The following is an 18,005-nucleotide window of genomic DNA, read 5'->3' on the forward strand; positions in this document are numbered from 1 at the left end:
GGCGTTTCGCTAAGTGGATTTCCGCCTCGATTATGCCGCCACCATCATTGGTGCCAGCGCGTTGAAGTAGGCCTGATCCGGCGTCCTCCGGTCAAGGGATGAATGTGGGCGTCGGCTATTGTAAAAGGTCAGATAGCGGCGGATGCCAGCGCGGGCCTCGGACACTGTTTTATAGGCGTGGAGGTAGACTTCCTCGTATTTGATCGAACGCCAGAGCCGCTCGACGAAGACGTTGTCCCGCCACGCACCCTTGCCATCCATCGAGATGGCAATCTCAGCCTTTTTCAGCACCGCCGTGAAGTCGACGGAGGTAAACTGCGAGCCCTGATCGGTGTTGAAGATGTCCGGCTTTCCGTAGCGGGCAAGCGCTTCCTCGACCGCTTCGATACAGAAGGCTGCTTCCATCGTGATCGACAGCCGCCACGACAAAACCCTCCGACTGAACCAGTCGACGACCGCGCAAAGATAGACGAAGCCCCGCGCCATGGGGATGTAGGTCAGGTCCATCGCCCAGACCTGGTTGGGGCGGGTGACCGCCAGCTTGCGGAGGAGATACGGATAGATTTTGTGACCGGGAGCCGGTTTCGAAGTGTTCGGGCGACGGTAGATCGCCTCGATGCCCATCTTCTTCATCAGCGTGGCGACGTGCAGCCGCCCAGTCTCCAGCCCTTCTCCCCTCAAGAGCCCTTGCAACATCCGACTTCCGGCAAATGGGTAGTCGAGATGCAACTCGTCGATCCGGCGCATCAGAGCCAGATCGCCGTCAGACACCGGACGCGGCGAATAATAGACGCTGCCACGGCTGAAGCCGAGAAGCTTCGCCTGGCGCACGACGGATAGCTTATGCTCGCGGTCGATCATTTCTTTCCGCTCAGCAATCCCGCCTTGCCGAGCGCTCCGGCTAAAAAATCATTCTCCAGCGTCAGCTCCCCGATCTTGGCGTGCAGCGTTTTGACATCGACGGTTGGACCCGCCGGTTCCGCCTTCGCTTCATCGCCGAAAACGCCTGTCGCTCCCTCAAGGAGCTGGTCTTTCCACTGCTTGATCTGGTTGGCGTGCACGTCGAACTGCTGGGACAGTTCCACCAGCGTCTGCTCGCCTCGAATGGCGGCGAGCGCCACTTTTGCCTTGAAAGCCGGGCTATGGTTCCGGCGCGGTCGTCTCGTCATGGTATCTCCTGTTCCTGGCATCTAAGCCGAAGTCAGGCAGAAATTCCACTTATCCCCGCTGTGCAGATTTCCCGAGCCACCTCTGCAAGCACAGTCTCACGGGAAATCCGCCGTAATGCTGCTACCCGAAGTAGTCGGCTGGACTACCGACCAAGCACGGTGCAATGGCATGCTGACCGCGCTGCCCGTCGACCGCGCGCATGCAAATTAGCGAGCAATCCGATCCTCCGCCGATATGTTGAGGAGCGTTTGGCTGGTAAAGCCTTCAACGGAGGGGGGCTCGCTTTCGACGGCCCGGTAGTGATGTGGAAGAAGCGGCGAGCGGTTCACCGTCAGAGCCGCAGGTGGTCGACGGCGTGGAGCCCAGAGCAAATCGCGCACCGCCTTAAGATTGACTATCCAGAGAATGAGGCCATGAGGATCAGTCACGAGGCGATTTATCAGTCGCTGTATATCCAGGGGCGCGGAGCGTTGCGCAGGGAGCTTACCGCCTGCTTACGCACCGGCCGAGCGCTGCGTGTGCCACGCGAACGATCACGATCTCGGAACAAGTCCTTCATTGGTGATGCTGTCATGATCAGCGACCGGCCCGCCGAAATCGAGGATCGGGCGGTGCCAGGTCATTGGGAAGGTGACCTTATTCTGGGTCTTGGGAGCTCGGCCATCGGCACCCTTGTCGAGCGAAGTTCACGCTTCACGATGCTCCTACACGTCCCCCGCATGGAAGGGCATCAACAGGGTCCGCGAGTGAAGAACGGACCCGCGCTCGCGGGACATGGCGCGGAAGCAGTCCGCAAAGCATTGTTCGCTCGATGGCAATCGCTCACATGGGATCAGGGAGCGGAAATGGCCCAACATGCCGAGCTGCGCATCGACACCGGCTTGACGGTCTACTTCTGCGATCCGCAGAGCCCATGGCAACGTGGTTCCAACGAGAACACGAATGGTCTATTGCGCCAGTACTTTCCTAAAGGCACGGATCTGAGCCGCCATACGAGTGGAGAGCTGGATGCTGTAGCTCACTCTCTAAATACAAGACCGCGCAAAACGCTCAGCTGGAAAACACCTGCTGGAATCCTCGACTAATTCCTGGCGAGGCGGTAGAAAGGACACTGTTGCGACGACCGCTTGAATCTGCCCAATATGTTTCGATCAGGTATTCCGAACGCCTGGCAGAGGCAGGCATCGAGCCGTCCGTCGGGAGTGTCGGTGACAGCTACGATAACGCGCTCGCAGAAACGATCATCGGTCTCTACAAGGCCGAGGTCATCCACCGGCGTGGACCATGGAGGAGCTTCGAGACAATGGAATTCGCCACTCTTGAATGGGTCGACTGGTTCAACCAACGACGACTTCTCGAACCGAATGGGAATATACCGCCAGCCGAAGCCGAGGCCCGATATTTCGCCATGCTGGACGAAGCAGCCATGGCCGCATAACTTAAACGAAATGGCCTCTGGCAAACCCGGCGCGGTTCAGGGCTTTAATCCCGGCGCTGTCACCGCAGCTGACGGTTCAAAAGTGAACGCTTGGGCAGTATCTCCGCTAGGTGGCGCTCCGATCTTCATCGAGATCAAGAAGCAAGGCTCAAGCCCGATTAAAGCTTGGGCTTGGCTCATCAGAACAGCCATCAACAGTGGGTTCCCGTTCCGCAGCAATAAGCCGGTGCCATGTGCTGATGGCTCATTTTCCCACCCCAGCCGGCTCGCCTGCCATGTACCTGATCTCAGCGCTGGTGCGAAGCGTGGTCATGGTGGTCTCCGGTATTGGTGGGCGACAAAAAGGCCCGCCGAAGCGAGCTTATCTTGATGATCAGTCGAGGAGCGCCGGAATGAAGCGCTCGCTACAGTCCCGCCTTAATGTAGCCTTGTGACCTCGCATGCGGCCCACGTCAGAGCACAGAAGGAGGCGAGCCACATCATCGCCCCCATTCCTGGGGCAGCGCTGGTTGCCAAGAACGGGCTCCCCCAAAATGCAGCGGCGCCCGCAAGCGGCAACGCAAAAACTACCCGAAGGGCCCTCAGGTAAATCGCGACTGCGCAGACCAGTATGGCCATCGGGGTGACGAGGAAAACAACGAAGCACGCCACGAGTCAGCCGTGCCTGTGTATTCGGAGCGCTCGCTCTAGAGCCAAGCCCACAATTAGCGTCCCCGCGGTCCACCAAGCGACATAGCTTACGGACAAGAGATGCGTCGGATAGGTCGGATAGAAAGCAGTTCGGAACAAGGAGACGAAGTGCAGAATCGGGTTATACGCAATTATCTCTTTGACGGCCGGCGGCATATATTCAGGGATGTAGAAGACGGCACTGAAGAAGATTTGGGCACGCGAAACAAAAGACCACAGCGTTTTCCAAAGCGGAAAAAGGTATGAAAGAAACGAATTGATCAGCCCAATGCCAAACGCAAAAGGTATTATCAAGAAAATGAATTGAATAAGCGCCAGTATATTATAAGGAATCGCGAGCTTCGAAATCTCGAAAAACGCGATGGTCGCGAAAAATGTAATAAACGTGACCGAAAAAGCTAGAACCTCGACGACTGTCCGGGCAATCGAATAGTCGATCGGCTCGATAGAAGGAATAGCTGTAACCGATTTTGACGCCTCGATTGCCGAGGCCGCTCTGATGCTTATCGTTCGGAAGAAGAGAACGGGGAAGATCCCGGTAGTTATGAATAGCAGTAAGCTGTCCCCTATCAAAAGCTTCCTATGGAGGAAGTAGAATAGGACCCAGTGCACCAGAATGAAAATGATAGCTTCGCCGAGATCCATCAACTGGCTGAAAGCATGCTTGCTGTTCCTCAGTCGGACCTCTCTGATCGTGAGCGCGATGAGAACTTGGGTCTGCCGTCGAAGGCCTACGGAAAGATTGCGCAATATCCCTTGCAACGGTGCTCCTCCAAGTAAGTAGCTGCTCCGTTACGCCTGTTCGACGGACTTAACAAGGTGCAGGGTGTGGTCAAACTCCACGGGGGCCGGCCATAGTCGAAAGGTAGCTCACCTGGAAGAGTGCCAACGTCCACTTAGCGATAGATCGATGCGGCAGTTCTGAAGAGTCAATTACCGGTCAAAAACGCGATTTCGCGCCCACTCCAACATTTCTGGGTCGTGCTCACCGCCCGTCTGGTCGGCAGCATACTCAAGGATAGCGGGCTGGCAATAATCACGCCAGCGCTTCTGCACAGCCTTGGCAAGCCCTAATTTCTCTTTCGAGTGGAGCTAAGAAAGATCTTCATGATTTCCGTCTGGACCGACCACGTAAGCTTTGCGATCATAGGTTAGGGAGATTTCAAGGTTATTTGTGTTCATTCCGCAACTCTCGGCCAAGCGGAGGCCACTCACCTCCGACCAAATTCCAGCCAAAGTTGCGTGCCGCTGGTTTTTCGGACGCTGAGTTAAGCTATCCCACTTTGGTTTCAACGTCATTGGGGCTGAGATAACCGTAGACCTTCTCACTCTCTTCCCACGCCTTCGATCCGGCCCCGAGGCATATGTAACTGCTGCGGCGGCCAGCCAGCAGGATGTGGTCGATAACCGACTGACGCAGATCCGAGAACCGCGCGAGCTTACGTAGTTTAGCCACGTCGCTCACGTGCCATCGAATTCGCCGTCACGCAGTAGTAGCCGCTGAGGTCGGCATCTTCTGATCCTCGAACGGATTCTGTCTGAGCTCGCGGAAAGTCGTCGACCGATGCCGTCCGAGTTTCTCGGCAATCACCTCAACACAGATGCCGGCCATTCGCCAACGAGCAATCTTGCAGCGTTCATTTATCTCAATCTTGGAGTAGGTGCGCTTCATGGGTCGTTCCTTGCAACCGATAAGCTACTGTTATCTGTCGCCAGTCGCACTTCATCCTTGAACCTACCCCAATACAATCTATGTCAAAGCTAAAAAGGACTGCGACATTGTTCGCCAGTTAGAAACGCGACACTTGCTCTGGTGGTCAGCCCCCGATCTGACCGGCCGGCCGGGTTGCAAGGGAGGAGCTGGGGCGGCTGATAACATTCTCCTTGGGCTTTAGGCCCAGTCATTCTGCAGCCTCCATCCGCGCCAGAGCTTTCTGCCTTTTGGCGATGACTTCCGGATCGTTCATGAAATCCGTCCTCGGTCCCGGCTTGCGGCCGCGCTTCTGGTAGCCGTTGGCTGTGCTACCGTCACGAATGCCAAACATATGATCCGTCTGGCCGGTGCGGCGTGGACCGCTTTTGCTGCGCTCAAGTTCCCGCCCTGCCTGCATCTCAGTGACGATCGACAACATGTCGTCCAGCCGCTTATTGTCGACGACCTCAGCGCGATGCACAGAGCGCAATGAACCGCGCCGGGTTTGCTGGAGGCTCCAACTTCTGAGAAAGTGGAGTCATCATGAGCAAGGCAACGAACAAGTTTTCACCTGAAGTCCGTCAACGTGCCATTCGTATGGTGCTGGATCACGAAGCCGAGCATCCATCCCGCTGGGCTGCCGTTTCATCTATTGCGGCCAAGATCGGCTGCTCGCCAGCCACGCTGCATGAATGGGTGAAGAAGTCCGAGGTCGACAGCGGTAAAAGAGCAGGCCTGCCGAGCGATGTGGCCGAGAAGATGAAGGCTCTTGAGCGGGAGAACCGGGAGCTTCGTCAGGCCAACGAGATTTTGCGCAAAGCTTCTGCATATTTCGCCATGGCGGAGCTCGACCGCCCCTTCAAGCGATGATCTCGTTCATCGACGAACACCGTAGCGTGTTCGGGGTCGAGCCGATCTGCAAGCTGCTGCCGATTGCCCCATCAACCTACCATGAGAATGTCGCCAAACGACTGGACGTGGATCGCCTGTCGGTCCGCGCCCGCAGCGATATCAGCCTGAAGATCGAGATCCGTCGCGTCTTCGAGCAGAACTTTCGGGTCTATGGCGTTCGTAAAGTCTGGCGGCAGTTGAAGCGTGAAGGCTTCGACGCCGCCCGCTGCACCGTTGCTCGGCTTATGAGGTCGATGAGCCTGCAAGCTGTTATTCGGGGAAAGCCGATCCGCACGACGTTCTCGGACAAGACGGCTCCAAGCCCGCTTGACCGGGTGAACCGCCAGTTTAAAGCCCCTGCGCCAAACAGGCTGTGGGTTTCGGATTTCACCTATGTCGCTACTTGGCAGGGTTTCGTCTACGTGGCCTTTGTCATCGACGTCTTTGCTCGTCGCATCGTCGGCTGGCGGGCGAGCCGGACAGCACATGCAAGCTTCGTCCTCGATGCGCTGGAGCAGGCACTTCATGATCGGCGTCCTGCGCATGGCGGCGGCCTTGTGCATCATTCGGATCGCGGTGTTCAATACGTTTCGATCAGGTATTCCGAACGCCTGGCAGAGGCAGGCATCGAGCCGTCCGTCGGGAGTTTCGGTGACAGCTACGATAACGCGCTCGCAGAAACGATCAACGGTCTCTACAAGGCCGAGGTCATCCATCGGCGTGGACCATGGAGGAGCTTCGAGACAGTGGAATTCGCCACTCTTGAATGGGTCGACTGGTTCAACCACCGACGACTTCTCGAACCGATTGGGAATATACCGCCAGCCAAAGCCGAGGAGCGATATTACGCCATGCTGGACGAAGCAGCCATGGCCGCATAACTTAAACGAAATGGCCTCCGGCAAACCCGGCGCGGTTCATGCTCTAGATTCTGGATCGTATCAAACGGGCCGTATCAGCGCTGCGATATTCGATGATGATGTTCTTATCGGCTTTCTGTGCGCTACCGAGTTGGACGGAAAAGTAACTTGCCAATCGTTTGACGAGTCGATGAACCCGGCGACCCCAGGTTCGTCGCTGTCTGGCGTCTAATTGATGAACAGTTGCGGCATTTTTTTCTAGATCACTGCTTGACACGGGTTCGGAAGGGCCCGAAGCATAAGGATAGCGCCACGCGGATCGACGCCGTGAACTCTTGTAAGATATTGGTCCTTAGCACTGCGCATCTAACCGATGCGACGAACGCTTTCCTGGCATCTACTGATTGCATGGACTGGCCGATGCTCGGCGGTCCATATGGCGATGTTGGTTGGATGTTCCACGTCGACGAGGACGCCGCACACGACCACGAAATTAAGTTTTCCACGACCTGTATGCCGTTCTCCGGTATGCGATCAAACGTGGCCTCTTCATTGTGCTATTCTACGACATCGCAGATCTTGCACCTGGATTGCCGGTCTTTCGCGATTCAGCTTCTCAAGAAGGCACCCGTATCTATATGGCAAGCAGTCTTAGAGAAAATGACGAGTCGCTCTCGCCTCAAGAGCCATATCAAAGATTGAGTGAACTGCTTCCGTAGCCGTTATCGCGCCCGTTGATATGCCAATCAACTTTGTAAGGCGTTGCCGCCGAGCGTTAACGCCTTCAAGTCGCGGATGAACGATCACTTTCGTCAGTCCGTCTGCTATGCCTCTCGAAACGAGCGGGACGATTGAATATACGTTCATGGTTAGAACTTGTATCCGCTCCATGGGCGCGATGCAGCGAAGTCAGAAGCACACAGCAGCGCGTATGCGAGTGCTGGTTCATCGAGAAGGCGCGGATCCCCTTCAAAGCGTTCAATCATGTTGGAGACCGATGGCTTAGACTAAGGGGAATGCTGCCGATACAAGCTCGGGAGCTGATCTTCACTGCCTCCGCGTAAAGGCAGCAGTCCATTGTTTTCCAGCCGGGCTCTTGGCACACAAAAGTGAGCTCAACGGAAAATGCTCCGCGAACAACCACTTCGCGCATGTAGACGCCTTCAATCCGAAGGTCTTTGATTTATTGAAGCCCGAGTGCGGAGCTTTCTGTGAATTGAACGTAGGTTACCGTCGGCGGCGCCTCTGAGAATTCGATTGAGATGACGTCTGGATTGCACCCGAACGCCACTTCAAACGAGGTTTCGCCATCGCTGCACCAGTCGGCGATTAAGCGCTCCAAGTGCTGTAGGCGAGCGTGTGCCGATACCATCTCATCGTCAGGGATGCCAGTTTGCTCGATATCGAGGAGACGAGTGTCGGGCTGGAAGTCCGCGCTCGGTGTGGTGATACCGGGTGCGAGGCGTTCAAGCCGTTGCAGCTGACCGCGGAAAGCTTCCGGATATCGGCGTGGATGAAGCTGGTTCATGTCTAACTCCTGTGTTCGAACAGGAGTCTTCCGGTTTCGGTTGCAAGGAAGAAGGCTGTTGCGGTGCTTGCCGGTGTCTGCCAGCCCATCACGACGTTTACACTGGGTGTTGCTTACAGTCATTTGGTTCGGGAGAGCAGACGTCGAATCAAGCCCTCATTTGCCCGGATAGTTGAAGGCGACGTCATGGGGCTTCGCCACGGCTCAGTTGGCGGCAGGCTTCTCGATCACGGCCGCACCAAAAGCGGTGATCGCAAACGTTATCTAGGACATTAATCCTATAAAGACGGCACGGCTGCCTGTTAGGACATAATTTGATTTTCGGACATTTTACGTGACCTACAACAGGAGCGTTCTGGATTGGCTTACCCAGCGAGATATTTCGCCGAATATATCCCTTGGCAAAAATTCCGCGTGCGATATATCGAGATGGATATCTTGCTTATGCCTGGGCGCGCGATTGGATGAATGATAAGACACGACGTTCCTGTGTTTTTCAAGGGTTGCTGACCGTCCTCGTAGCCTCCCTGTCTCTCACCTTGCTGGCTGCTCCGGCCGCGGCGGATGAGAAGGTGACGGTGTTTGCTGCAGCCAGCATGAAGAATGCGCTCGACGCTGCCAACAAGGCCTATGGCAAGCCGGTGACCGCCTCCTATGCGGCAAGCTCGGCGCTCGCCAAGCAGATCGAAAGCGGTGCGCCGGCAGACGTGTTCGTCTCCGCGGATCTCGACTGGATGAACTATCTGTCCGGCAAGGCTCTGGTGAAGGAAGACACAAAGTCCAACTGGCTCGGAAATCAAATCGTGCTGGTCGCGCCCAAAGAGAATGCCGCACCGGTCGATATCATCAGGGGTCTCGACCTTGCCCGGCTTTTGAACGGCGGCAAGCTTGCCATGGGTGAGCCGAATTCGGTGCCTGCGGGCAAATACGCAAAGTCGGCGCTGGAAAAGCTCGGCATTTGGTCTTCGGTCGAAAAAAGCGTCGCCGGTGCCGAAAGTGTGAGGGCAGCGCTCGCGCTGGTGTCGCGCGGCGAAGCGCCTTACGGCATCGTCTATGCAACCGATGCCGCTGCCGATCCGGGTGTCGCGGTGGTCGGAACCTTCCCCGCGGACAGCCATGCGCCGATTATCTACCCGATTGCGATTCTATCGGATTCAAAATCGCCGGATGCCGCGGGATATCTTGATTACCTGAAGTCCGCCAAAGCCGCGCCTTTCTTCGAGAAGGAAGGCTTTACGGTTCTGAAGTAAGCCAGTTTGACTTGGCCCCCTTGGGCTGATGTCTGAAGGGAAGCAGCGTTGGACTGGTTGGTACTCAGCGAGGAGGAATGGACGGCGGTGCGCCTGAGCCTTCGGGTCTCGAGCGTGGCCGTCCTTGTCAGCCTGCCCCTCGGCATTCTCGTCGCCTATGTCTTGGCGCGCGGAAAATTCTGGGGCAAATCGATCCTCAACGGCATCGTGCTTCTGCCGCTGATCCTGCCGCCTGTTGTGACCGGGTTCCTGTTGCTCATCGTCTTCGGAAGACGTGGCGTGGTGGGCTCGTTCCTCGCGGACTATCTCGGCATCGTCCTCTCCTTTCGCTGGACGGGTGCCGCCCTTGCCTGCGGGGTGATGGGATTTCCCCTGATGGTCCGCTCGATCCGGCTGTCGATCGAGACTGTCGATCGGAAGCTGGAGGAGGCGGCCGGAACGCTTGGCGCCAGTCCCCTCTGGGTCTTCCTGACCGTTACCCTGCCGCTCATTCTTCCCGGCATTATCGCCGGTATGATCCTCGCCTTCGCAAAGGCCATGGGTGAATTCGGTGCGACGATCACATTCGTGTCCAATATCCCCGGCGAAACGCAGACGCTGTCGGCGGCGATCTACACGTTCACGCAGGTTCCCGGCGGTGATGTCGGCGCCATGCGTCTTACCATCGTGGCGATCGCGATCTCGTTTGCGGCGCTGCTCGCGTCCGAATTCATGGCCTATCTGGTCGGACGCAAGGTGGCGGTCGAATGACGATGATCGTGGACGTGCGGCAGTCGTTCAAGAGCTTCGTGCTCGACGCATCCTTCACCTCGACAGGCGGCGTGACGGCGCTGTTCGGCCGCTCGGGATCCGGAAAGACATCGCTGGTGCGCGCCATTGCCGGCCTCTCCAAACCGCAGCGCGGACGGATCGAGATTGACGGCGATGTCTTGCTGGATACCGACCGTGGCATCTTCGTGCCAATGCACAGGCGTCGCTTCGGATATGTCTTCCAGGAAGCACGGCTCTTCCCGCACCTAAGCGTCCGTCAGAATCTTCTTTACGGAAAATGGTTCGCGCCCAAGTCAGGGCAGGTCGAGAATATCTCGCATGTTGTCGAACTGCTCGGCATCGGTCCGCTCCTCGACCGCCGGCCGGGCAACCTTTCCGGTGGCGAAAAGCAGCGCGTGGCGATCGGCCGAGCGCTTTTGTCGTCACCCAGACTGCTCCTGATGGACGAACCACTCGCAGCGCTCGACGACGAGCGAAAGGCCGAAATCCTGCCCTATCTGGAGCGGATGCGCGATGAGACCGCGATGCCCATCGTCTATGTCAGCCATTCGGTCGCGGAAGTGGCGAGGCTCTCGGACCGCGTCGTGATGATGAGCGACGGTCGGGTGGAGATATCAGGCACACCGTCGGACGTGCTGTCCGGCAGCCAAGTGCTGGCCACAGAGCGCCGCGAAGCCGGCGTGGTGCTTTCCGGAACCGTCGAAGCAATCGATTCGGCGCATGGCTTGGCGACTGTGCGGCTTTCGTCCGAAGTTCTCGTCGTTTCGAACGCGCGGGCGCAGGTTGGACAGAGCGTCAGGCTCCATGTGCCGGAGCGAGATGTGATGCTCGCCACCAGGAAGCCCGAAGGGCTGAGCGCCCTCAACATTCTGGAAGGGCAGATCGCCCAGATGGATGCCGAAGGGGAGGGCATGGTGCGCGTCAAGATCCGGTGTGGCGAAGACGTGGTGCTTGCCCGGATCACCGGCCTGTCGGTTGAGCGTCTTGCACTTCAAGCCGGACTTCCCGTCTATGCGGTGATCAAGACCGTCGCCCTGGCACGGTAATTGGCCGGGTAAGCTGTGCCCGAAATAAAAAGGGCCAGCGCTGGCTGACCCTTTTCGTCTGTCTATAGGCTTTAACCCGTTCGATCAGGTCGCGACACCCTGCGGGCTGTCGGCCGACCTGTCGGGTGCACGGCTGAGCATCAGGGCGACGATCGTGCAGATGGCACCCGAAATCAGGTATCCGCCGATGAAGATGATGCCGAACTGGCTCGCGAGACCGAGCGCGGTCAGTGGCGCAAAACCTGCGCCGACCAACCATGCGAGGTCGGAGGTCAGGGCCGAACCGGTGTAACGGTAAGGCTGGCTGAAGCGCGACGAAACCGAACCGGAGGCCTGACCAAAGGAAAGGCCGAGGATGGCAAAGCCGATGATGATGAATGCATCCTGGCCGGTACCGCCCGCATTCAGCAGGAACGGCGCCGTAAAGCTGAAGATGGCGATGATCACCGCACCAATGATCAACTGGCGGCGACGACCGATCCTGTCTGCAAGAAGACCGGAGATCACGACCGTCACGAGTCCGAGCAAAGCACCGATGACCTGGACGAACAGGAATTTCCCGGCGCTCTGGCCACCGAAAAGTGTCACCCAGCTCAGCGGGAAGATCGTTACAAGGTGGAACATCGCGAAGCTTGCAAGCGGGGCAAAGGCGCCGAGAACGACGTCGCCCCCGTGAACGCGCAGCACTTCCAGAACCGGCTTTGCCTGCAATTCGTGCGCTTCGAGCGCATCGCCGAACTCTTTCGATGCAACAATGCGCAGACGAGCAAACAGGGCCACAACGTTGATGGCAAACGCGACGAAGAACGGATAGCGCCAGCCCCAGCTCAGGAAGTCGGCGTCGGAGAGATTGAAGACGAAATAGCCGAACAGGACGCTCGCGAGCGCAAACCCGAATGGCGCGCCGAGCTGCGGGATCATCGCGTAAAGGCCGCGGCGGTTCGGGGGTGCATTCAGTGCCAGCAGCGATGCAAGACCGTCCCAGGCTCCACCCAGCGCAAAACCCTGGCCGAGACGGAACAGCGCCAGCAGAGCCGGCGACCAGTATCCGATCGTCTCATAGCCGGGCAGGAAGGCGATCGAGGCCGTCGAGCCACCGAGCACGAGAAGGGCAATCGTCAGCTTCGTGCCGCGTCCATAGGTACGGTCGACCCACATGAAGACCACCGAGCCAACAGGACGCGCGATGAACGCGAGCGAGAAGATCGCAAACGAGTAAAGCGTGGCGGTGACCGGGTCTCCGGCAAACGGAAAGACCACGCGAGGGAAAACCAGGACCGAGGCGAGGCCGTACACGAAGAAGTCGAAAAATTCCGACATTCTGCCGATGACGACCCCGATAGCAATATTGCTCGGTTCGACCGGCTTGTCGTCGTGGATCTGCCGGGCATCCCGTTCCATCTCTGTGGATGTAGGATTGGCAAGTTGGCTCATGAATGTGTTCTCCTGCACGTCTGTTTCCACATGAGAATGTCGGGCGTACCAGCTGTCAATCAAGACGTCGCGCAAAAAGCATATTTTGGGCGGATTTTGGTGTTTTCTGAGGCACCCATGGCAACAGATGGACATTGAGGCGGAGTTGATGTTTTTGCAACGACCATCATCAATCCACACACCCCGCTTGCATTGCAGCGCGAAAAAGTTATTGCACTGCGACGAAACACCTCATGGAGATCAGTTGCTTGCTCCGTTAGGCCGACTGGACACATCGAAAGTTTCGAGCAGACCAATGTTCCCAATGTTGAAACGTCTCATCCAAATCGCTTTGCTGCCGCTTTTGGCCACCCTTTCGGGCTGCAATCTCGTCGTGATGTCGCCATCAGGCGATATCGCCAGGCAGCAGGCAGATCTGATTATCGTCTCGACCGTTCTGATGCTGCTGATCATCGTGCCGGTCGTGTTTCTCACGCTCTACTTCGCCTGGCACTATCGTCATGCGAACACAACAGCAAAATACGATCCGGAATGGCATCACTCGACACGGCTCGAAGTGGTTATCTGGGCCGCGCCGCTGGCGATCATTGTCGCGCTCGGTGCGATCACCTGGATCAGCACCCACCGTCTTGACCCGTATCGTCCTCTCGACCGCCTAGATGCGGAACGTCCGGTTCCCGCCGAAACGCGGCCTCTGACGGTTCAAGTCGTGGCGCTCGACTGGAAGTGGCTGTTCTTCTATCCGGAATACGGCATCGCCACGGTCAACGAGATGGCCGCACCGGTCGATCGCCCGATCACGTTCGAGATCACCTCGAGCTCGGTGATGAACTCGTTCTACATTCCGGCGCTCGCCGGCCAGATCTACGCGATGCCGGGGATGCAGACCAAACTGCACGCCGTCATCAACAAGGAAGGCGAGTTCGAGGGGCTTTCGGCAAACTACAGCGGTGCCGGGTTCTCGCACATGCGCTTCAAGTTCCACGGCTACACGGCCGAAGGCTTCGACGGCTGGATCGCAAAGGTCAAGCAGCAGGGTACCGCACTCAACCGCGATGCCTATCTGAAGCTTGAGAAGCCGTCCGAGCGCGAGCCGATCCGCTACTTTGCGGCGGCCGACAAGGATCTCTACAGCGCGATCCTCAACATGTGTGCCGAACCGGGCAAGATGTGCATGAACGAAATGATGCATATCGACATGATGGGTGGTGCCGGCACTGAGAGCCACGAGAACCGCGCGAAACTTCAGTATGACAATCGTCGTATCGGAGATGCGGAAGGTACAAACGCCGCGACTTTCCCCGCGACTGGCACACCTGCCAAGAGCGATGAACAGCCGCACAATGAGCAAGGTCACGGCAACCACTCGATGCCGGACACGAACAATGGCGACGCCGATCCGGCGCCTGCGCAGATCAACAATTAACGGGTTGTCCCATGTTTTCCAATCCTGACATCCTGAAGTTTATCTTCGGAAGGTTGTCCTTCGAATCACTGCCGTTTCACGAACCGATCCTGATCGTGACGTTTGCGGCCGTGTGTCTGGGCGGCATCGGCGTGGTGGGTCTCATGACCTACTTCAAGCTCTGGGGGCCATTCTGGCGCGACTGGGTTTGCAGTGTCGATCACAAAAAAATCGGCATCATGTACATCGTGCTGGCCATCATCATGCTGTTCCGCGGCTTTGCCGACGCCATCATGATGCGCGTACAGCAGGCCATCGCCTTCAACGGCAACGAGGGTTACCTCAACTCTCACCACTACGACCAGATCTTCACCGCCCATGGCGTGATCATGATCTTCTTCGTGGCGATGCCCTTCGTTACCGGTTTCATGAACTATATCGTGCCGCTGCAGATCGGCGCGCGTGACGTCTCGTTCCCGTTCCTGAACAACTTCTCGTTCTGGATGACGACGGCCGGTGCGATCATCATCATGATCTCGCTGTTCATCGGCGAGTTCGCACGTACCGGCTGGCTGGCCTATCCACCACTGTCGGGCGCTGACTACAGCCCGGGCGTCGGGGTCGATTATTACATCTGGGGTCTGCAGGTGGCGGGCGTCGGCACGACGTTGTCGGGTATCAACCTGATCGCGACAATCGTGAAGATGCGTGCTCCCGGCATGTCCTTCATGAAGATGCCGATCTTCACCTGGACGGCACTCTGCACCAACATCCTGATCGTTGCCTCGTTCCCGATCCTGACCGCAACCCTCGTGCTGCTGTCGCTTGACCGTTACGTCGGCACCAACTTCTTCACGAACGACCTCGGCGGTAACCCGATGATGTACGTGAACCTGATCTGGATCTGGGGTCACCCGGAAGTCTACATCCTGATCCTTCCGGTGTTCGGGATCTTCTCGGAAATCGTTGCGACCTTCTCCGGCAAGCGCCTGTTCGGCTATGCCTCGATGGTCTACGCGACCTGCGTGATCATGATCCTGTCCTACCTCGTGTGGCTGCACCACTTCTTCACGATGGGTTCGGGTGCTTCGGTCAACGCCTTCTTCGGCATCACCACGATGATCATCTCGATCCCGACGGGCGCGAAGATGTTCAACTGGCTGTTCACGATGTATCGCGGTCGTATTCGCTACGACGTCCCGATGCTCTGGACGGTCGGCTTCATGGTGACCTTCGCCATCGGTGGTATGACCGGCGTCATGCTGGCTGTTCCGCCTGCCGACTTCGTGCTCCACAACTCGCTGTTCCTGATCGCCCACTTCCACAACGTCATCATCGGCGGCGTGCTGTTCGGCCTTCTCGCAGGCGTCAACTACTGGTTCCCGAAGGCGTTCGGCTTCAAGCTGAACCAATTCTGGGGCAAGGTATCGTTCTGGTTCTGGTTCGTCGGCTTCTACTTCGCCTTCATGCCGCTCTACGTTCTTGGCCTGATGGGCGTCACCCGCCGCGTATCGCAGTTCGAAGATCCGTCGCTGCAGATCTGGTTCATCATCGCAGCATGCGGTGCAGGTATGATTGCCATCGGTATCGCCTCATTCATCATCCAGATCGGCGTCAGCGTCTGGAAGCGTGATGAACTGAGGGACGAAACGGGCGACCCATGGCACGGCCGTACTCTGGAATGGTCGACGTCGTCGCCGCCACCGGACTACAACTTCGCCTTCACTCCGGTGGTCCACGATCACGACAGCTGGTACGACATGAAGAACCGCGGTTATGCGCGTCCTCTTCAGGGTTTCAAGCCGATCCACATGCCGAAGAACACCGGCACCGGCGCGATCCTCTCCGGCATCAGCGTGGCACTCGCCTTCGGCCTGATCTGGTACATGTGGTGGCTTGCTGCCCTGTCCTTCATCGCCATCATCGTTGTGTCGATCGTCCATACGTTCAACTACAACCGCGACTACTACATTCCGGCGGACGACGTTGTCGCGGAAGAGAACAAGCGGACCGAACTGCTCGCTAGGCAGGTGTGATAACCATGAGTGCTTCTAAAACAGAGACGGCGGAAAACCCGCAATTCTACCTGGAAGAAGATCATCATCCGGAGAACAGCACCAATCTTGGGTTCTGGCTCTACCTGATGAGCGACTGCCTGATCTTCGCGATCCTGTTCGCCACCTACGCTGTCGTCGGCCGCAATTATGCGGCCGGCCCATCGCCGGCGGATCTGTTCGACCTGCCGCTCGTCGCGCTCAATACCGCGATGCTGCTGTTCTCGTCGATCACCTACGGGTTCGCGATGCTTCAGATGGAGCGTGGCGCCAAGGCGGAGACGCTGTTCTGGCTGGGCGTGACCGGCGTGTTCGGTCTCGCCTTCCTGGGCATCGAGCTTTACGAATTCAGCCATCTCCTGCACGAAGGTGCCGGCCCGCAGCGCTCTGCGTTCCTGTCGGCGTTCTTCACGCTGGTCGGAACCCACGGTCTGCACGTCACCTTCGGTATCATCTGGTTGGTCACGCTGATGGTGCAGGTTTCCAAGCATGGCCTGATCCCGGAAAACCGCCGTCGCCTGATGTGCCTCTCGATGTTCTGGCACTTCCTCGACGTCATCTGGATCGGCGTCTTCTCCGTCGTTTACCTCATGGGAGTCCTCGGATGACCGACAAAGCACCCGCGCACGAAGATGCGCACGCAGCGCATCACGCCCATAGCCACGGGCACGAGGCGAGCCACGGTTCGCTGAAAAGCTATACGACCGGCTTCATCCTGTCGGTGATCCTGACGGCGATACCATTCTGGCTTGTGATGGGCGACGTCTTCGACAACAAGGCTGTCACCGGCGCTCTGGTTATGATCTTCGGCGTCATCCAGATCGTCGTGCACATGATCTACTTCCTGCACATGAACACCAAGTCCGAAGGCGGCTGGACGGCGATGGCACTGATCTTCACGATCGTCATCGTGGTCATCGCTCTCTCCGGCTCGCTCTGGGTCATGCACCATCTCAATGCAAACATGATGGTCATGTCGCCGGAGATGATGAAGAACATGCCTTGAGGCGGTCATGAGACCGGTTGAGACAGACACCAATCAAAGTGGCGCGGGTCATTCCGCGCCACTTTCCCGTTCTCGCTCCCATACCATGCGGGCGTTTCTGGTCTTCGCGGCGCTGATTTTCGTGGCGCTCGGATCCTGGCAGGTGCAACGCCTGTTCTGGAAGCTCGATCTTATCGCAAGGGTCGACGCCCGTGTGCATGCAACGCCGGTGGCACCTCCGGCAGCCGGCCAGTCACCTGACGATATCGAATATCTCCACGTCGCCATCTCCGGGTCCTTCGATCACACGAAGGAAGCGCTGGTTCAGGCCGTGACGAAGCTAGGGCCCGGATACTGGGTCGTGACGCCTCTGAAGCTTGAAGACGGCAGGACGATCCTGATCAATCGCGGCTTCGTGCCCCCTGACCGCAGGGATCCCTCAACCCGGGTTGAAAGCCAGACCGTCGGCGAAGCCGCCGTCACAGGTCTTGTCCGCCTCTCCGAACCCGGCGGCGGCTTCCTGCGGGAGAACGATCCGGGCAACGAGCGTTGGTATTCGCGCGATGTCGCAGCGATCAGCGCGTCGCGCGGTCTTCAGGGCGTCATGCCCTATTTCATCGATGCGGACGCAACGTCGAACCCGGGTGGCTATCCGGTCGGCGGCCTGACCGTCATCCAATTTCCCAACAGCCATCTGAGTTACGCACTGACCTGGTTTGCGCTCGCAATCATGTCTCTCGGTGCTGCGATCTTCTTCGGACGCTTGCAGCGCGCGGCCGGTTGATCCGCA

Annotated in this window: 14 protein-coding genes, 4 pseudogenes and 1 other annotated feature; of the genes and pseudogenes, 11 read left to right on the forward strand and 7 right to left on the reverse strand. The window is 57.9% G+C overall.

What is annotated here, in order from left to right:
• Positions 1–30: 30 nt before the first annotated feature.
• A protein-coding gene (locus tag ACQY1K_RS22950) for an IS3 family transposase (RefSeq protein WP_430257338.1) occupies positions 31–1,169 on the reverse strand; the annotation gives its coding sequence in 2 pieces (ribosomal slippage) (positions 31–902 and positions 902–1,169; 1,140 coding nt in all).
• 81 nt (positions 1,170–1,250) lie between these two features.
• Here ACQY1K_RS22950 and ACQY1K_RS22955 point away from each other — a divergent pair.
• Positions 1,251–2,301 (forward strand): annotated as a pseudogene (locus ACQY1K_RS22955) (IS30 family transposase); the annotation flags it as partial.
• A gap of 4 nt (positions 2,302–2,305) precedes the next feature.
• Positions 2,306–2,608, forward strand: a pseudogene (locus tag ACQY1K_RS22960) (integrase core domain-containing protein); the annotation flags it as partial.
• Between the two features lie 654 nt (positions 2,609–3,262).
• Here the strand turns inward: ACQY1K_RS22960 and ACQY1K_RS22965 are convergent.
• The 4 genes and pseudogenes from ACQY1K_RS22965 to ACQY1K_RS22980 form a co-directional block, all read right to left on the reverse strand.
• A complete protein-coding gene (locus ACQY1K_RS22965) occupies positions 3,263–4,048 on the reverse strand; it encodes an ABC transporter permease (RefSeq protein WP_430259723.1) in 786 nt (261 codons plus the stop codon).
• Positions 4,049–4,571: 523 nt separating this feature from the next.
• Positions 4,572–4,754, reverse strand: a complete 183-nt coding sequence (locus ACQY1K_RS22970; RefSeq protein ID WP_430260647.1) for a hypothetical protein — start codon at positions 4,752–4,754, stop codon at positions 4,572–4,574.
• A pseudogene (locus ACQY1K_RS22975) lies at positions 4,666–4,970 on the reverse strand (helix-turn-helix domain-containing protein); the annotation flags it as partial. The pseudogene ACQY1K_RS22975 and the gene ACQY1K_RS22970, both read right to left, overlap by 89 nt.
• Positions 4,971–5,199: 229 nt before the next feature.
• Positions 5,200–5,484: pseudogene (locus ACQY1K_RS22980) on the reverse strand (ISNCY family transposase); the annotation flags it as partial.
• A 50-nt stretch (positions 5,485–5,534) separates the two neighbouring features.
• Here ACQY1K_RS22980 and ACQY1K_RS22985 point away from each other — a divergent pair.
• Positions 5,535–6,763, forward strand: a protein-coding gene (locus tag ACQY1K_RS22985; RefSeq protein WP_430259725.1) for an IS3 family transposase whose coding sequence is annotated in 2 segments (ribosomal slippage) — positions 5,535–5,829 and positions 5,829–6,763 — 1,230 coding nt in all. Because the reading frame shifts where the segments join, the coding sequence is not laid out codon by codon here.
• Positions 5,816–5,932 (forward strand) — a sequence feature (AL1L pseudoknot). Its footprint overlaps the gene before it by 117 nt.
• 1,162 nt (positions 6,764–7,925) lie before the next feature.
• Here the strand turns inward: ACQY1K_RS22985 and ACQY1K_RS22990 are convergent.
• The gene (locus ACQY1K_RS22990; protein WP_430259727.1) at positions 7,926–8,270 is read right to left on the reverse strand and encodes a hypothetical protein; all 345 of its coding nucleotides are present in this window, start codon (positions 8,268–8,270) and stop codon (positions 7,926–7,928) included.
• Positions 8,271–8,734: 464 nt separating this feature from the next.
• Here ACQY1K_RS22990 and modA point away from each other — a divergent pair, with 464 nt between their 5' ends.
• The 3 genes from modA to modC are packed head-to-tail and all read left to right on the forward strand — an operon-like array spanning position 8,735 to position 11,337.
• Positions 8,735–9,520 carry a molybdate ABC transporter substrate-binding protein gene (gene modA / locus ACQY1K_RS22995; protein ID WP_113166555.1) on the forward strand — a complete coding sequence of 262 codons (786 nt, stop codon included), beginning with the start codon at positions 8,735–8,737 and terminating at the stop codon, positions 9,518–9,520.
• 48 nt (positions 9,521–9,568) lie between these two features.
• On the forward strand, positions 9,569–10,270 hold the full coding sequence (gene modB / locus ACQY1K_RS23000) for a molybdate ABC transporter permease subunit (RefSeq protein WP_430259729.1): 702 nt from the start codon (positions 9,569–9,571) through the stop codon (positions 10,268–10,270).
• On the forward strand, positions 10,267–11,337 hold the full coding sequence (modC, locus tag ACQY1K_RS23005; protein WP_325264198.1) for a molybdenum ABC transporter ATP-binding protein: 1,071 nt from the start codon (positions 10,267–10,269) through the stop codon (positions 11,335–11,337). Before modB ends, modC begins: the two co-directional genes overlap by 4 nt.
• Before the next feature lie 84 nt (positions 11,338–11,421).
• Here modC and ACQY1K_RS23010 read toward each other — a convergent pair whose 3' ends face one another.
• Complete coding sequence (locus ACQY1K_RS23010) at positions 11,422–12,771, reverse strand: MFS transporter (protein ID WP_062454408.1); 1,350 nt, start codon at positions 12,769–12,771, stop codon at positions 11,422–11,424.
• Between the two features lie 304 nt (positions 12,772–13,075).
• Here ACQY1K_RS23010 and cyoA point away from each other — a divergent pair, with 304 nt between their 5' ends.
• From cyoA to ACQY1K_RS23035, 5 genes are read left to right on the forward strand one after another with little or no spacing between them, the layout of a single operon-like run.
• Positions 13,076–14,197: a ubiquinol oxidase subunit II gene (gene cyoA, locus ACQY1K_RS23015; RefSeq protein ID WP_244473942.1), complete on the forward strand. Its 1,122-nt coding sequence runs from the start codon at positions 13,076–13,078 to the stop codon at positions 14,195–14,197.
• A gap of 11 nt (positions 14,198–14,208) precedes the next feature.
• The gene (gene cyoB, locus ACQY1K_RS23020; protein ID WP_062454404.1) at positions 14,209–16,212 is read left to right on the forward strand and encodes a cytochrome o ubiquinol oxidase subunit I; all 2,004 of its coding nucleotides are present in this window, start codon (positions 14,209–14,211) and stop codon (positions 16,210–16,212) included.
• Positions 16,213–16,217: 5 nt separating this feature from the next.
• Positions 16,218–16,838, forward strand: coding sequence for a cytochrome o ubiquinol oxidase subunit III (gene cyoC / locus ACQY1K_RS23025; RefSeq protein WP_062454402.1), 621 nt, complete (start codon positions 16,218–16,220; stop codon positions 16,836–16,838).
• A complete protein-coding gene (cyoD, locus tag ACQY1K_RS23030) occupies positions 16,835–17,236 on the forward strand; it encodes a cytochrome o ubiquinol oxidase subunit IV (protein ID WP_062454400.1) in 402 nt (133 codons plus the stop codon). Before cyoC ends, cyoD begins: the two co-directional genes overlap by 4 nt.
• A gap of 7 nt (positions 17,237–17,243) precedes the next feature.
• Complete coding sequence (locus tag ACQY1K_RS23035) at positions 17,244–17,999, forward strand: SURF1 family protein (RefSeq protein WP_430259731.1); 756 nt, start codon at positions 17,244–17,246, stop codon at positions 17,997–17,999.
• Positions 18,000–18,005: the final 6 nt, after the last annotated feature.

Origin of the sequence: Neorhizobium sp. IRS_2294, from assembly GCF_050500145.1 — a bacterium.
GTDB lineage: Bacteria > Pseudomonadota > Alphaproteobacteria > Rhizobiales > Rhizobiaceae > Neorhizobium > Neorhizobium soli.

Coding starts and splice junctions, on each gene's coding strand:
- ACQY1K_RS22990 (WP_430259727.1), bottom strand. CDS start 8,270: ATGAACCAGCTTCATCCACGCCGATATCCGGAAGCTTTCCGCGGTCAG.
- modA (WP_113166555.1), top strand. CDS start 8,735: ATGAATGATAAGACACGACGTTCCTGTGTTTTTCAAGGGTTGCTGACC.
- modC (WP_325264198.1), top strand. CDS start 10,267: ATGACGATGATCGTGGACGTGCGGCAGTCGTTCAAGAGCTTCGTGCTC.
- ACQY1K_RS23010 (WP_062454408.1), bottom strand. CDS start 12,771: ATGAGCCAACTTGCCAATCCTACATCCACAGAGATGGAACGGGATGCC.
- cyoA (WP_244473942.1), top strand. CDS start 13,076: ATGTTGAAACGTCTCATCCAAATCGCTTTGCTGCCGCTTTTGGCCACC.
- cyoB (WP_062454404.1), top strand. CDS start 14,209: ATGTTTTCCAATCCTGACATCCTGAAGTTTATCTTCGGAAGGTTGTCC.
- cyoC (WP_062454402.1), top strand. CDS start 16,218: ATGAGTGCTTCTAAAACAGAGACGGCGGAAAACCCGCAATTCTACCTG.
- cyoD (WP_062454400.1), top strand. CDS start 16,835: ATGACCGACAAAGCACCCGCGCACGAAGATGCGCACGCAGCGCATCAC.
- ACQY1K_RS23035 (WP_430259731.1), top strand. CDS start 17,244: ATGAGACCGGTTGAGACAGACACCAATCAAAGTGGCGCGGGTCATTCC.